At 59.7% G+C, this 14,872-nt stretch carries 13 protein-coding genes; 10 read left to right on the plus strand and 3 right to left on the minus strand.

Annotated features, from left to right (window positions below; genetic code table 11):
- Both AC4GMC_RS13055 and iscR read right to left on the minus strand, forming a co-directional pair.
- Window positions 1-744, minus strand: a 744-nt coding sequence (locus AC4GMC_RS13055; protein ID WP_490391459.1) for an aminotransferase class V-fold PLP-dependent enzyme, incomplete at its 3' end; no start/stop codon positions are given.
- 48 nt (window positions 745-792) lie between these two features.
- Complete coding sequence (gene iscR / locus AC4GMC_RS13060) at window positions 793-1,251, minus strand: Fe-S cluster assembly transcriptional regulator IscR (protein WP_487879022.1); 459 nt, start codon at window positions 1,249-1,251, stop codon at window positions 793-795.
- 210 nt (window positions 1,252-1,461) lie between these two features.
- Here iscR and AC4GMC_RS13065 point away from each other — a divergent pair, with 210 nt between their 5' ends.
- The 10 genes from AC4GMC_RS13065 (at window position 1,462) to AC4GMC_RS13110 (ending at window position 12,986) form a co-directional block, all read left to right on the plus strand.
- Window positions 1,462-2,115, plus strand: a complete 654-nt coding sequence (locus AC4GMC_RS13065; protein ID WP_038003532.1) for an alpha/beta hydrolase — start codon at window positions 1,462-1,464, stop codon at window positions 2,113-2,115.
- Entirely contained in the window at window positions 2,112-2,342 is a 231-nt protein-coding gene (locus AC4GMC_RS13070; RefSeq protein WP_487875959.1) for a hypothetical protein, read from the plus strand. The genes AC4GMC_RS13065 and AC4GMC_RS13070 overlap by 4 nt, the downstream gene beginning before the upstream one ends.
- 90 nt (window positions 2,343-2,432) lie before the next feature.
- Window positions 2,433-3,563: an HD domain-containing protein gene (locus AC4GMC_RS13075; protein WP_487875960.1), complete on the plus strand. Its 1,131-nt coding sequence runs from the start codon at window positions 2,433-2,435 to the stop codon at window positions 3,561-3,563.
- A gap of 87 nt (window positions 3,564-3,650) precedes the next feature.
- Complete coding sequence (trmFO, locus tag AC4GMC_RS13080) at window positions 3,651-5,009, plus strand: methylenetetrahydrofolate--tRNA-(uracil(54)-C(5))-methyltransferase (FADH(2)-oxidizing) TrmFO (protein WP_487875961.1); 1,359 nt, start codon at window positions 3,651-3,653, stop codon at window positions 5,007-5,009.
- Between the two features lie 20 nt (window positions 5,010-5,029).
- Complete coding sequence (locus AC4GMC_RS13085) at window positions 5,030-5,659, plus strand: class I SAM-dependent DNA methyltransferase (RefSeq protein ID WP_487875962.1); 630 nt, start codon at window positions 5,030-5,032, stop codon at window positions 5,657-5,659.
- Entirely contained in the window at window positions 5,656-6,537 is an 882-nt protein-coding gene (gene gluQRS / locus AC4GMC_RS13090) for a tRNA glutamyl-Q(34) synthetase GluQRS (RefSeq protein ID WP_487875963.1), read from the plus strand. Before AC4GMC_RS13085 ends, gluQRS begins: the two co-directional genes overlap by 4 nt.
- Window positions 6,538-6,612: 75 nt before the next feature.
- A complete protein-coding gene (locus tag AC4GMC_RS13095) occupies window positions 6,613-7,173 on the plus strand; it encodes a helix-turn-helix domain-containing protein (protein ID WP_487875964.1) in 561 nt (186 codons plus the stop codon).
- 46 nt (window positions 7,174-7,219) lie between these two features.
- The gene (locus tag AC4GMC_RS13100) at window positions 7,220-9,673 is read left to right on the plus strand and encodes a GcvT family protein (RefSeq protein WP_487875965.1); all 2,454 of its coding nucleotides are present in this window, start codon (window positions 7,220-7,222) and stop codon (window positions 9,671-9,673) included.
- Entirely contained in the window at window positions 9,670-10,536 is an 867-nt protein-coding gene (locus AC4GMC_RS13105) for a homocysteine S-methyltransferase family protein (RefSeq protein ID WP_487875966.1), read from the plus strand. Before AC4GMC_RS13100 ends, AC4GMC_RS13105 begins: the two co-directional genes overlap by 4 nt.
- 5 nt (window positions 10,537-10,541) lie before the next feature.
- Window positions 10,542-12,986, plus strand: a complete 2,445-nt coding sequence (locus tag AC4GMC_RS13110) for a GcvT family protein (RefSeq protein WP_487875967.1) — start codon at window positions 10,542-10,544, stop codon at window positions 12,984-12,986.
- A gap of 335 nt (window positions 12,987-13,321) precedes the next feature.
- Here the strand turns inward: AC4GMC_RS13110 and glmM are convergent, their stop codons facing one another.
- Window positions 13,322-14,665: a phosphoglucosamine mutase gene (gene glmM / locus AC4GMC_RS13115; RefSeq protein ID WP_487875968.1), complete on the minus strand. Its 1,344-nt coding sequence runs from the start codon at window positions 14,663-14,665 to the stop codon at window positions 13,322-13,324.
- Between the last annotated feature and the right edge of the window lie 207 nt (window positions 14,666-14,872).

Genomic DNA, 14,872 nt, shown 5'->3' on the forward strand with positions numbered 1-14,872 from the left:
AATAGTCTCTTTTGAGCCAGCCTCAAGGTGAGTTTCTAGAAAAGTTCTAAGTTGTGCGATCCGATCCCATTTACCCGTCGCCAAATCTGTCGACGCGGCCTTTGCTGCCGCCCCAAAACCGGCAATCAGGTGGATCGCTTCTGTGCCGGCGCGGCGGCCCATTTCTTGGCCCCCGCCCTTTAGCTGTGCCACCACATCCAAGCCCCGGCGCAACACAAGCGCGCCAATTCCCTTGGGTCCGCCCAGCTTGTGCGCCGATACCAATGCCATATCCACGCCCGACCAATCAAAAGCCAACGGGACCTTGCCAAAGGCCTGCGTCATGTCGCTCACGGCCAAGCCCTTGGGCAGCGCCTGCAACACGCCTGTCTCGGAATTTGCTGCCTGCAACGCGGTGCGTGCCGGGTCAGCCACGTCAACCCGCCCCGCCGCATCTACAGCCAATGCGCCATCGCCCCAGGCACCCACAGCGTCATGCTCGATCGCAGCGGTGTGCAGCGCGCGCCCCGCCATCGCCAAGGCCGCAGCCTCAGTCGCACCAGACACAAAGACGATATCCGCAGCTTGCGCCCCAAGCGCCTCTGCCACATTCGCCCGTGCCGCCTCGATCACACCCTTAGCCGCACGTCCCTCGGCATGGACCGAGGATGGATTACCCACCACATCCATTGCCGCAATCATTGCCGCACGTGCCTCCGCCCGCAGGGGTGTCGTTGCGTTATGGTCTAGATAGACGCGTCCCAAATCCTTTGTTCCCCAAATACTCAAATGGCCCAACAGAGCCAATCGAACCTAATCATCAACCACCTGAAACAAACTCGGCACAGCCGGGCACGGCGTCAGGTCATTGCCAACAATATCCGACAGTCGCGTTTGATGCAGATACACATAGACATGTGCGCTCAGCCCCTCCCACAGACGGTTGGTCAAAGACTGCGCCCGGCTGCCCGACAACCCGCCAGAGGCACCAGCCCCCTTGTGCATCGCAGACACGGTCTCATCGACGGCCTCCAGCACATCACTGACACGAATTTCCGATGGCGGCCGCGCCAGCCGATACCCACCGCCCGGCCCGCGCACGGAATCAACCAAGCCCGCGCGGCGCAGCTTTACGAACAATTGTTCCAGATATGGCAACGATACGTCCTGGCGCCCCGAAATGTCGCCAAGAGATGTCAGCGCGCCGTCAGGCTGCTGCGCTAAATCGACAAGTGCGACCATGGCATAACGCCCTTTGGTGCTCAGCTTCATAGCCTTCTCCTATACAATAGACGCACACGTCCAAGCGGCGCATCCGATTGACGTCCCCGTTTGTTGCGCTTAACTGACGCTCAGGAAGGGCTCGCGCGGTCGCGGGCCAATTTAGAAGCGTTCTAAAGTCTCTGAGCCAGTTCGTCAATATTGGCCAGACACGTCGGTCCCCCAACGCGAGGGCCGAGACGAACAAGGAAAGAGGCCAAATTGCCCGAAGTCATTTTCCCCGGACCCGAAGGGCGCCTTGAGGGGCGCTATCACCCGCAAAAAGCCAAGGACGCCCCTATCGCGATCCTTCTGCACCCGCACCCCCAGTTCGGCGGCACCATGAACAACCGCGTGGTGTATAATTTGCACTACGCATTCTACAACATGGGCTTCACCGTGTTGCGGTTCAATTTCCGCGGCGTGGGCCGCAGCCAAGGCGAATATGACCAAGGCATTGGAGAATTGTCCGATGCGGCCTCCGCTCTGGACTACCTCCAGACGATGAACCCCAATGCCAAGCATTGCTGGGTGGCTGGCTTTTCGTTCGGCGCTTGGATCGGGATGCAGCTTCTGATGCGCCGTCCCGAGATCACGGGCTTTATCTCGGTCTCGCCCCCGGCGGATCGCTACGACTTTAGCTTCCTCGCACCCTGCCCCTCTTCGGGGCTTGTGATCAACGGCTCAAACGACCGCGTCGCGCCGCCTGCGGACACGACCGCACTGGTCAACAAGCTGCATGAGCAAAAGGGCATCACCATCACGCACCAAGAGGTTGAGGGCGCCGGGCACTTCTTTGAAGACCCGCACATGGATACGCTCATCGGTTCGGTCGACACCTACGTGCGTCGCCGTCTGACGGAAACAACCCGTTGAGCACTCTTGCCGAAAAGCTTGCCGATGATTTGGCAGCCAAGGCAATCGCCCATATTCAGGCGACGGGGGATGAAGATGTCGTGAGCCTTTTGTCCAAAACGATAGGCGAACAATCTCAAACCCTCCAAGAGGCGTTCATCACCTCGATCCGCGTGCAACGCGCCGCGATCCGCGCAGCCGAATTGTTGGAACGGCGCAGTCGAGAGCATGCAACCAACCCAGAGTGATCTGCGGCTTGGACTATTTAGAATAACACCTGAGCGGCCCCTTGTGGGCCGTTCATCGTTTTCAGACCCACGATACAGGAGCACCGCCCAATGCACCGATTAGACGCCCAAATGGACTTCTTGATGGAGGCTGATCGGCTCAAATCAGTGGACCGCGCGAATGTCTTGCTCGATGGTTCTCGCCCGGAAAATGCGGCGGAACACGCATGGCACCTTTGTCTATGGGCCATGGTGTTGGCCCCGCTGGCCCCCAGCGACGTGGACATAGACGCAGTCATCGCGATGCTCTTGGTCCACGATTTGGTTGAGATCGACGCAGGCGACACCCCTATCGACCAGCCAGACCCAAACCAAGCCGCACGCGAGACCCGCGCCGCTGACCGCCTGTTTGCGCTTTTGCCAGTTGATCAGGCCGCAGAATTTCGCGCCCTCTGGCAGACGTTTGAAGCCGCCCAAACACCCGACGCCCGCTGGGCCAAAGCGCTCGATCACATTGCGCCGGTATTTCAGGTGTTGCTGGCCCCCTCTCCGCCTGCGGATCATGTGACCATCGCGCGCGATAACCTACACACCGGGCGTGCCGCACGACTGGTTACTGAGTGGCCACAGATCTACCGCGCGGCACTTGATATGCTTGAAGGTCAGCCAATCACCGACGCCGACTTGGCCGCACGCTTGCAGCTTCTCGCAGAAGCGGACGCGCTCAAATCTGTCATGCGCGCAACCCGCCTTGCCGATAACAGCCGCTTAGAAAACACCGGTGAGCACAGTTGGCACATCGCACTTTTCGCGCTTGTTCTGGGCGAATTGGACACCTCGGACACCGCTATCGTGGTCCGAATGCTGATCCTACACGACTTGGTAGAAATAGACGCGGGCGATGTGCCTATTTTTGCCGCGCCCTCCGCCACGGTTGAGGCTGACGAAGCCCGCGCCGCCGACCGCATCTTTGGATTGCTGCCCGCCGACACTGGCCCCGCGTTTCGCGCCCTATGGGATACGTTTGAGGCCAACCAATCGCCCGAAGCCCGCTTTGCCAAGTCACTCGACCGGTTCCAACCGCCGAACCTGAACCTCGCGAATGGCGGTGGCTCATGGATCGATTACGCCGTAAGCGAGGACACCGTGCGCACCCGCGTCGGCACCCGGATTGCGGCGGGCGCGCCACACCTGTGGGACTGGCTTAGCCCCCGTATCGCCGCCCATTTCGAAAAGCTGTAAACGACCCGCCCCACCAAGGGGCCAAATGCTCAAAACCCGCAACAGCGCCCCTTCCCAAAACACCTATTCACCGCTACATGGCCCGGTATGACCAAAACACTCCACATCATCGGCGGCGGCATGGCGGGCTCTGAGGCCGCTTGGCAAGCTGCGAACGCAGGCGTACCCGTTGTCATCCACGAGATGCGCCCAACTGTTGAAACATTTGCCCACCGTACCGGCCATCTGGCCGAGATGGTGTGTTCCAATTCCTTCCGCTCCGACGATGATGAGCAGAACGCAGTGGGCCTGCTGCATTGGGAAATGCGCAAAGCCAATGGCTTGATCATGGACACCGCACAGGCGCACCGTCTGCCCGCCGGTGGTGCCTTGGCCGTCGACCGGGACCCCTTTGCCGCAGACGTCACGGCGCGCATCATGGCGCATCCGCTGATCACTGTTGAATACGGCGAAATCAATGCCTTGCCGCCCGAAGATCAACCAACGATTATCGCCACAGGCCCTCTGACGTCCGAAGGACTGGGCGGCGCAATCGCGGCAGAAACGGGCCAAGACGCGCTCGCGTTTTTTGATGCGATCGCCCCCATCGTATACCATGAAAGCATCAACATGGATGTTGCATGGATGCAGTCCCGCTACGACAAAGGCGAAACTGAGGAAGAGCGCACAGCCTACCTCAACTGCCCCATGACCAAGGACCAGTATGAGGCGTTCATCGACGCGCTCCTGACCGCGGACAAAACCGAGTTCCACGAAGGTGAGACAGCTGGCTACTTTGACGGCTGCTTACCGATCGAAGTGATGGCCGAGCGTGGCCGTGAAACCCTGCGGTTTGGCCCAATGAAACCTGTGGGCCTGACCAATCAGCACCAGCCAGATGTGAAGCCCTACGCCGTGGTGCAACTGCGCCGCGATAACAAGCTGGGCACGCTATACAATATCGTCGGCTTTCAGACCAAGATGAAGTATGGCGCACAAGCTGCTGTTCTAAAAACAATTCCCGGACTTGAGGATGCGAGTTTTGCCCGCTTGGGCGGCATTCACCGCAACACATTCCTGAACTCACCCACGCTGCTGGACAACCAAATGCGCCTTAAGTCGCAGCCCCACATTCGCTTTGCGGGTCAGATCACAGGCGTTGAAGGTTATGTCGAAAGTGCTGCTATGGGCCTGCTGGCAGGTCGTATGGCCGCCGCAGAGATCTTGGGCGAAACCCTGCCCGCCGTCCCTGAAACCACTGCCATGGGTGCACTTTTGACGCACATCACCGGCGGGGCCGAAGCCAAGACGTTCCAACCGATGAACGTGAACTTCGGGCTGTTCCCTCCGGTGGATGCCAAAGGTGGCCGCCGCAACCGCAAAACCCGGTACAAAATCTATACCGACCGCGCCAAGGCAGATTGGGCGGAATGGCTTGGGGATCGCGAAAGCTTGGCAGCGGAGTGATCTCATGGCACGATGCCGCCATGAGCAAAGACAAAGACGGCTTTAGCACCAAACTTTGGGCACCGCGTAGCACGCAAGAAACGCTTCAGATCTATGCCGATTGGGCACAAACCTATGAAGCAGATGTGGAGGCAGTGGGCTACGCTACTCCCAGTCGTATCGCCCAGGCTTTGTGGGACCACATGCCCAACATGGACGCTGAGATCTTGGATTTCGGCTGTGGCACGGGGTTGAGCGGGCTGGCTTTGCGGATGGTTGGCTATCACCAGATCGATGGCACCGACATTTCGCCCGAGATGCTGGCCGTTGCGCGCAAGAAAAAAGCCTATCGCACTTTGACGCGGGGCACGCCCGGTCAGTTGCCGTTGATCTCGGCAGGCACTTACGACGCTATTGTGGCCTGCGGGGTCATCAGTCTTGGTGCCGCCCCTCCCGACATCCTAACGCCCATCTTAAACCTGCTCGCCCCCGGCGGCTTGCTGGCGCTAAGCTACAATGAGGCCACGTTGAAGGACGCCAACTACATGGATGCCCTTGCGGATGTGCAATCAAGCGGCCAAGCCCATCTAAGGTGGTCCGAAAATGGACCGCACTTGCCGCAAAAGCCCGGTGCCCAAACCTCTACCATCTACATTTTGGAACGTCTGTGAAGCGTACTAGATTTGCGCCCTCACCCACAGGGCCGTTGCACCTAGGACATGCCTACGCCGCACTGATCGCCGCCCAACGCGGTGATGAGATGTTGCTGCGAATTGAAGATATTGATGCCACGCGCGCGCGGCCCAAGTGGGAGGCCGCTATTCACGACGACCTCGCGTGGCTGGGCGTGACGTACCCCACGCCTGTGATGCGCCAATCGGACCGCCAAGCGGCCTATGATGCAGCCCTTGACGACCTGTGGGGTCGCGGCTTGCTATACCCCTGCACCTGCACCCGCCGCGATATTGAGGCCGCCGCCAGCGCCCCCCAAGAAGGCGCGCCGATGCTTGGGCCTGATGGCGTGATTTATCCCGGCACCTGCCGTCGCGCCCCCACGGGACCCCGCCCCAAAGGTGTCACGCTACGCCTCAATATGGCAAAGGCTACGACCCAGATTGGCCCGCTGTCCTTTACAGAAACAGGTGCCGGCCCCGACGATCAGACGGGGCACATCACCGTGCAACCGGCCCATATGGTTGCGGCCATCGGTGACATCGTTGTCGCGCGCAAGGACTTTGGCACCTCCTATCACCTGAGCGTCGTGGTGGATGACGCAGCCCAAGCGATCACCGAAGCCACCCGTGGCAGTGACTTGTTTGAAGCCACCCCTATTCACGTCCTTCTGCAACGGCTGCTGGACCTGCCTGTCCCGCAGTATCACCACCATGACCTGATCCGGGACCAGAATGGCAAACGCCTTGCCAAGCGCGACGACGCACGTGCCTTGCAGGTCTACCGTGATGGCGGATGGGATGGCCGCGCCCTCGCCCAGCGCCTGATGGCATCACCCCAAACGGCTGCAATGATCCCAACCTCACTACCTTCGTGAAAAATTGGCTTGATTTTTCACGACCGATGGTATGAAAATTTAGGCAATAGTTTCATGCGAGTCGGGGAGGCGCGCTTGTCTGACACCGCCGCCAGCCTGAAATCCGTCTACCTCGGAGCCGACCTAAGAGCCTTGCGCAAATCGCGAGGCTTGACCCTTCAGGATGTCGCAGACCGTCTGGGCAAATCGGTAGGATGGCTCAGCCAAGTGGAACGCGATATTTCGCGGCCCGAGGACGCAGATATGCAGCATCTGGCGGATCTGTTGGACGTGCCCGTTGGGCTGTTGACGCCTGTATCAGAGGAAGGCGTTATTGTGCGCAAAGATGGCCGCCGCGCCATTGGTGAACGGATCGCGGGCCTGACAGAGGAACTTGTCTCGCCAGATCTGACGGACGCCTTTGAGGTCGTGCATTCCACCTTTGCGCCCGGAGTGTCGCGCAGTGACGAAGTCCTCCGCCCAACCCAAGAGATTGCCTACCTTGTATCCGGGCGTCTGGATATCTGGATCAACGGCACCCGCCATATCCTAACCCCTGGCGACAGCGCCCGCATTCGTGCGCAAAGCTTTCGCTGGGCCAATCCCTATGACGAGCCAGCCATTGCCCTGTGGGTAATTGCCCCCCCCGTCTACTGACCCCCCTAGCCCGGTTCCAACGAGCCTGCATAGCAAAGGAGAGCCCATGTCTGAGTTTCCCACCACAGCGCGTGTCGTCATCATCGGCGGCGGTGTCGTCGGCACATCGGCGTTGTTCCATCTGGCCCGCGCGGGATGGACTGATTGTGTCCTACTGGAAAAGAATGAGCTGACCGCAGGCTCGACTTGGCACGCAGCGGGCAACTGTCCAAACTTTGCGCCCAACTGGGCCGTGATGAACATGCAGCGCTATGGGCTGGAGCTCTACCGCGGCTTGTCCGAGTTGGTCGACTATCCGATGAATTACCACGTCACTGGTGCATTGCGCTTGGCACACACCAAAGAGCGGATGGAAGAATTCAAGAAAGTCGCAGGACAGGCACGCGCCCTCGGGCTGACGATGGATCTGTGTACGCCCAAAGAGCTTCAAGAACACAACCCCTTCATGGAAACACATGACCTTGCGGGCGGGCTATGGGACCCCCTTGATGGTGACATTGACCCCGCTCAGCTCACACAAGCCCTTGCAAAGGGCGCGCGTGAGGCCGGTGCGCGGATCGAGCGTTTCTGCCCTGCCGAAGGGATCGAGCGCGATGGCGATGAGTGGATCGTCAAAACCCCCAAGGGCGATATTCGCTGTGAAAAGGTCGTCAACTGCGCAGGCTACTACGCCCAGCGCGTCGGTGAGATGTTCAAACCCTTTGGTGGGCGCACCGTACCCATGGTGGTTATGTCCCACCAGTACTTCCTGACAGAGCCAATCGCCGAGATCGAAGCCTACACCAAGGAAAAGGGCCACAAGATGCCCATGATCCGTGATGTGGATACCTCGTACTACCTGCGTCAGGACAAACACGGTCTGAACCTTGGCCCCTATGAGCGGAACTGTAAGGCCGCGTGGGTCACCCCCGATGACCCCATGCCCGAGGATTTCAGCTTTCAGCTGTATCCCGATGATCTGGAGCGGCTGGAGTTCTACATCGAGGACGCCATGGCCCGGGTGCCGTTGCTGGGCACTGCAGGTGTGGGGCGCAATATCAACGGCCCTATCCCCTATGCCCCTGATGGTTTGCCCATGATTGGCCCTATGCCCGGGGTGCCCAATGCGTTTGAGGCCCATTCCTTTACCTTTGGCATCGCGCAGGGCGGTGGCGCAGGCAAGGTCCTGTCGGAGTGGGTCATGCATGGCTACACCGAAGACGACATGTGGGCCGTCGACCCCCGCCGCTATACTGACTACGCGGACAATGATTACTGCCTCAACAAAGCGCTTGAGACATATGGCCATGAATACGCCATGCACTACCCCCATTACGAGTGGCCCGTCGCCCGCGACAAGAAGCTCTCGCCAGTGGATGCCAAGATCCGTGCGATGGGCGGCCAGATGGGCGCCTACAATGGGTGGGAGCGTGCGAATTGGTTCGCCAAACCCGACGATGACACCTCGCTCGAAACAGCCGAGACCTGGGAGCGGGCTGGCCCATGGGAGGACCGCATCCGCGAAGAGGTTGAGGCCGTGCGTGACGCGGTTGGTGTGTTGGATCTGCCCGGCTTTTCCCGGTTCACCGTCAAAGGTGCTGGCGCGCGTGATTGGCTTGATGGGCTAACCATGTCGCGACTGCCTTCGGCGGGTCGTGTGGGGCTGGCATACTTTGCCGATGACCGGGGCCGGATCGTGACCGAGATGTCGGTCTTTGCATATAGCGATGATGAGTTCATGCTGATCACCGCAGCCCCCGCGCAATGGCACGACTTTGAATACCTCAAGGCGTTCTTGCCCACGGACGGCAGCTTGGTTCTTTCGGACCATACAACCGAATACTCAACGCTTATCGTCACCGGACCTAAATCGCGCGATCTGTTGGCCGCGATCGGCACCGAGGCAGATTTGTCCAAATCCTGGCTCAGCTTTCAGGTCACCGCGCTGGGCGGACATCCTTGCACCTTAGCGCGGGTTTCCTTTGCGGGTGAGTTGGGATGGGAAGTCCACGCAAAGCTGGACGACATCCCTGCCCTATACGACGCCATTCTAGACGGTGGGGCAAAACCCTTTGGGATGTATGCCCTGAACTCCATGCGGATCGAAAAAGGCTACCGCGCGTGGAAGGGGGATCTCTCCTCCGACTACACGGCCATCGAGGGTGGTCTGGACCGGTTCATCCGCTTCGACAAACCGCGCGCCTTCCCCGGCAAGGCTGCCCTCTTGTCTGAAAAGCAACAGGGCCGCAGTAAGGGGTTCGTTACCATGACCCTTGAACCCGGGACCCATGACGCCCCCTACATGGCTCCTGTCTATGCGGGTGATACCCATGTGGGTGAAGTGACTTCTTGTGCCATGGGCTACCGCACACAAACCTGCATCGCCCTTGGGATGATCAAGGCCGAGCATTTGGCCCCCGGCACGGCCCTTACGGTAGATGTCTACGGCACAAAGGTTCCCGCCACGGTCCAAGCCGATCAGCCTATGTGGGATCCTTCCAACGAAAGACTACGCGCATGATCATTCTTGACGGCGGCATGGGGCAAGAATTGCTCCGCCGCACGGGCGACCGGCCCACGCCCCTATGGGCAACGCAGGTCATGATCGACCACCCCGAGGCAGTGCGCGCCATCCACGATGACTACTTCGCGGCGGGTGCTCAGATCGCGACGACGAATACCTATGCCATCCACCGTGACCGTTTGCAAAAGGTCGGTATGGATGGGCAATTCGAATTGTTGCACCGCACAGCCTGTGAAATTGCCGTATTCTCACGCGATAATGCGGGTGGCGGTCAGGTGGCAGGCTCCCTTGGCCCGTTGGGCGGGTCGTACCAGCCAGAAAACACCCCCGAGGTTGAAGATGCCGCACGGCTCTATGCCGAGATCGTGGCCCTTCATGCGCCCTATGTGGATCTACACCTGATCGAGACCGCAAGTAGCCTCAAGGCCGCGCGCGGCGCGGTTGCGGGATGTGCGGCCAGCGACAAGCCTGTCTGGCTTGCGGTGTCGGTTGAGGATGGCGACGGCAGCAAGCTGCGCTCGGGTGAGCCGGTGGCAGACGTGCTCGATATCGCGGGCATCGATGCACTGTTGATCAACTGTACCCGCCCCGAGGCTGTGACAACCGCTCTGTCATCGCTAAGTGGCGCTACGGTTCCCTTAGGGGCCTATGCCAACGGCTTTACCCATATCAAGGAACGGTTCCGCCAACCCGGTGCCACCGTTGACGCGCTTGAGGCACGTCACGACCTTGGCCCCACCGAATACCTAGACCACGCCTGTGACTGGGCCCGCCTCGGCGCCAGCATCATCGGCGGATGCTGTGAGGTCGGCCCTGTCCACATCGCAGCCCTTACCGCGCATTTCCACACCGGAGCTTAACATCCATGAGCCTACCTCCGTCCTCTGCCCGCGTCGTTATCATTGGTGGCGGTGTCATCGGTTGTTCTGTCGCCTATCACCTCACAAAGTTGGGCTGGAAAGATGTCGTCCTCCTAGAGCGTAAACAGCTTACGTCGGGCACCACGTGGCATGCTGCTGGCCTGATTGCTCAGCTTCGCGCCACGCAAAACATGACCCGGCTCGCGAAATACTCCCAAGAGCTTTACGGCGGGCTAGAGGAAGAAACCGGCGTTGCCACCGGGTTCAAACGGGTAGGCTCCATCACCGTGGCCCTAACGGAGGCACGCAAAGAAGAAATTCTACGCCAAGCCTCTATGGCTCGGGCGTTTGGCGTCGAGGTCGAGGCGATCTCACCCACGGAGGTGTTAGAGAAATACCCCCACCTCAACATCGGTGACGTCACCCAAGGCGTTTACCTGCCACTAGACGGCCAGGGTGACCCCGCCAACATCGCGCTGGCTTTGGCCAAAGGCGCGCGACAACGTGGTGCATCTGTGCTGGAGCGGACCAAAGCCACGGGCGTCGTGCGCGAGGGTCGCCGCATCACGGGCGTCCACTGGCAACAGGGCAACGAGACCGGAACCATCAATTGTGAGCACGTCGTCAATTGCGGCGGTATGTGGGGCCATGAGGTCGGTGCGATGCTTGGCACCAACGTGCCCCTGCACGCGTGTGAGCATTTCTACATCGTGACCGAAGCCATTGCGGGCCTAACCCAATTGCCTGTCCTGCGGGTGCCCGATGAATGCGCCTATTACAAAGAAGACGCCGGCAAAATCCTACTAGGCGCGTTTGAACCGAACGCAAAACCGTGGGCTGCGAATGGCATTCCAGCTGATTTCGAATTCGACCAACTGCCCGAGGATTTTGATCACTTTGAGCCCATCCTCGCGGACGCCTGCGAACGGATGCCAATGCTGGCAGAAGCGGGCATTCACACGTTCTTCAATGGGCCCGAGAGCTTTACACCTGATGATGCCTATCACCTTGGCCTCTGCCCCGAGATGGACAACGTCTGGGTGGCTGCGGGTTTCAACTCTATCGGGATCCAATCCGCGGGCGGCGCTGGTATGGCGCTGAGCCAATGGATGGATGCGGGCGAAAAGCCCTTTGATCTGGGTGATGTCGATATCTCTCGGATGCAGCCGTTCCAGGGCAACAAGACGTATCTGTTTGAACGCTCCAAGGAAACATTGGGCCTGCTCTATGCGGACCACTACCCCTACCTACAAAAGCGCACGGCGCGTGGGGTACGGCGCACGCCGTTCCACCAACACCTGCTGGATCGCGGTGCGGTTATGGGCGAGCTTGCCGGTTGGGAGCGCGCCAACTGGTTTGCCAGTGGCAGCCAAGAGGCCGCCTATGAATACAGCTGGACCCGTCAAAATTTCTTCGAAAACGTGCGGGCTGAACATGAAGCCGTACGAACAGGCGTGGGCATGTACGACATGTCCTCCTTTGGCAAAATCCGTGTTGAGGGACCAGACGCAGAGGCCTTCCTGAACTATGTGGCTGGCGGCAATTACTCCGTCCCTGTGGGCAAGATCGTCTACACGCAGTTCCTGAACGATCGCGCTGGCATTGAGGCGGACGTCACCATCACACGGCTGTCGCCCGACGCCTACCTTGTCGTTACCCCTGCGGCCACGCGGCTTGCGGATCAGACATGGTTGATGCGCCACAAGGGCACGTACCGCGTCATAATTACCGACATGACTGCTGCTGAGGGCGTGCTGGCCATTATGGGCCCCAAAGCCCGCGATCTACTTCAAAAGGTCTCTCCCAATGATTTCTCCAACGCGGTCAATCCGTTTGGAACCGCCCAAGAGATCGAGATCGGTATGGGCCTCGCCCGCGCGCACCGCGTCACCTATGTAGGCGAGCTTGGGTGGGAAATTTACGTCAGCACCGACATGGCAGGACACGTGTTCGAAACCCTGATGGATGCTGGTGCCGACATGGGGGTCACACTTTGCGGTATGCACATGATGGACACCTGCCGGATCGAAAAAGGCTTCCGCCACTTTGGCCATGACATCACATCTGAGGATCACGTCATGGAAGCAGGCCTCGGCTTTGCCGTGAAAAAGGACAAGCCTGTCTACATCGGTCGCGACGCTGTCCTGCGCAAGCAAGACGAGGGACTTGCGATGCGGATGCTGCAATTCAAACTGACCGACCGGGAGCCCCTGCTCTATCACGCAGAACCGATCCTAAGGAACGGTGAGGTCGTGGGTTTCCTCACCTCCGGTGCCTATGGGCATACGCTGGGCGGAGCGATGGGGCTGGGATATGTGCCCTGCAAAGGCGAAAGCGTGCAGGAAATCCTTGCCTCCAGCTATGAGATTGAGGTGGCAGGCACGCGCGTGGCCGCAACCGCGAGCCTTAAGCCGATGTACGATCCGAAATCTGAGCGTGTAAAGGTCTGAGGCCGGGCCGCATATCTGGTGATAAAGTTGGGGGGGTCGGCTCCTCCCTCCGTCCCCCCCGCGGGTCCGGGCGCGCACGCCCACCCCAACCTCTGGCGGATCATCCACGATGATCCAAAGCTGTCACTTAGAATGGGTGCGTCTCATGCGGGTGTTGTACCCGCTCCGGCGCGCCCCAAGTGTGAACGGCAGGTAACCATAAGTTTCCACCGCTGAATACCAAAAAATACGCTGCACTGCGGCGTGACCTGCGCGTAAAGAGCCCAGGCCACTGGGTTTCTTGGGACAGATCGGCGGCACCTTGCCGAAGCGGCGGCAAAGCCTGTGCATCACACTCAGCTGGTCGCGATTTCGACCGCACCCGCTACATCCGCGACCACCTTTTCCAACAGGTCCGCATCTTCACATTCCGCCATCACACGGATCAACGGTTCGGTGCCTGACTTGCGGATCAATAAACGCCCGGACCCTTCTAGCTCTGTCTCAGCGGCAGAAATTGCCGCCTGCACACTGGCATCATCCAGCGGCAGCTGACCGGCTGCGAACCGAACATTCACCAGTTTTTGCGGCACCGGGTCAAAGTTTTGCATCAGATCCGAGGCTTTGCGCCCGGTCAAAACCATCTCAGCCAAAAACTGTAGACCCGCGATAAGGCCATCGCCCGTTGTGGCGTAGTCAGTCATCACGATATGGCCAGATTGCTCGCCCCCAAGGTTCAGCTTGCCCTTGCGCATAGCCTCCACAACGTGGCGGTCCCCTACAGGTGTGCGGTGCAACAGGATTGCGCGCTCCGCGAGGAAACGCTCCAGCCCGAGGTTGGACATCACGGTCGCGACAAGCGCGGGGCCGTGCAGTCGCCCCTCATCTGCCCAACGCGCAGCAAACAAAGCCATCAGTTGATCGCCGTCCGCCAGTGTTCCGGTCTCATCCAAGATCAAGACCCGATCCGCATCACCATCAAGGCAGATCCCGATATCGGCCCCATGCGCCACCACCTGCTCGGCCGCTGTGGCCGTATAAGTTGAACCGCATTTGTCATTGATGTTGTGCCCATTGGGCGAGACACCGACCGGGATTACCTCTGCGCCCAACTCCCAAAGGACCTCGGGCGCGACCTTGTAGGCCGCACCATTTGCGCAATCGATAACGACCTTTAGGCCGTCTAGCCGCAGGCCATCGGGAAAGGTGGTCTTAGCGTATTCGATGTAGCGGCCAAGTCCATCATCGATCCGCTTGGCGCGGCCAATGTTTTCCGCGGCGGCAGGTTCTACACCACTCTCAACAAGGGCGGAAATCTCAGCTTCCGCCTCATCACTCAGCTTATACCCATCGGGTCCGAAGAACTTGATGCCGTTGTCATGCGCCGGGTTATGAGAGGCCGAAATCATCACCCCAAGATCCGCACGCATCGAATGGGTCAACATGCCCACCGCAGGCGTCGGGATCGGTCCCAGCAGCAAGACGTTCATCCCCGTAGAGGTCAGCCCCGCCGTCAGTGCGTTTTCGAGCATATAGCCAGACAGGCGCGTATCCTTGCCAATGACCACGCGGTGCTGGGCAGAACGGTCCTGACGGAAATACCGCCCCGCCGCTGCGCCAAGACGCAAAGCCATATCAGCAGTCATCGGGTAGCTATTCGCCTTGCCCCGCACCCCATCCGTGCCAAAAAGTGAGCCCATGCCTTGTTCCAATCCATTGCCGCAACTTGCAGTGCCGACGGCCGGACCTCTAACGGGGGGCTTCGACGGCGGATGCCTCAGCATTTTGCCGAACCACATCCCATAGTGTCAGACCTTGGCAGGTACCTGCAACATCGTGCACGCGCAAAATTTGCACCCCGTGCTCAATTGCCGCCAAGCCCAACGCCAAAGAGCCGGGATCGCGGT

This window comes from Thalassobacter sp., from assembly GCF_982993085.1.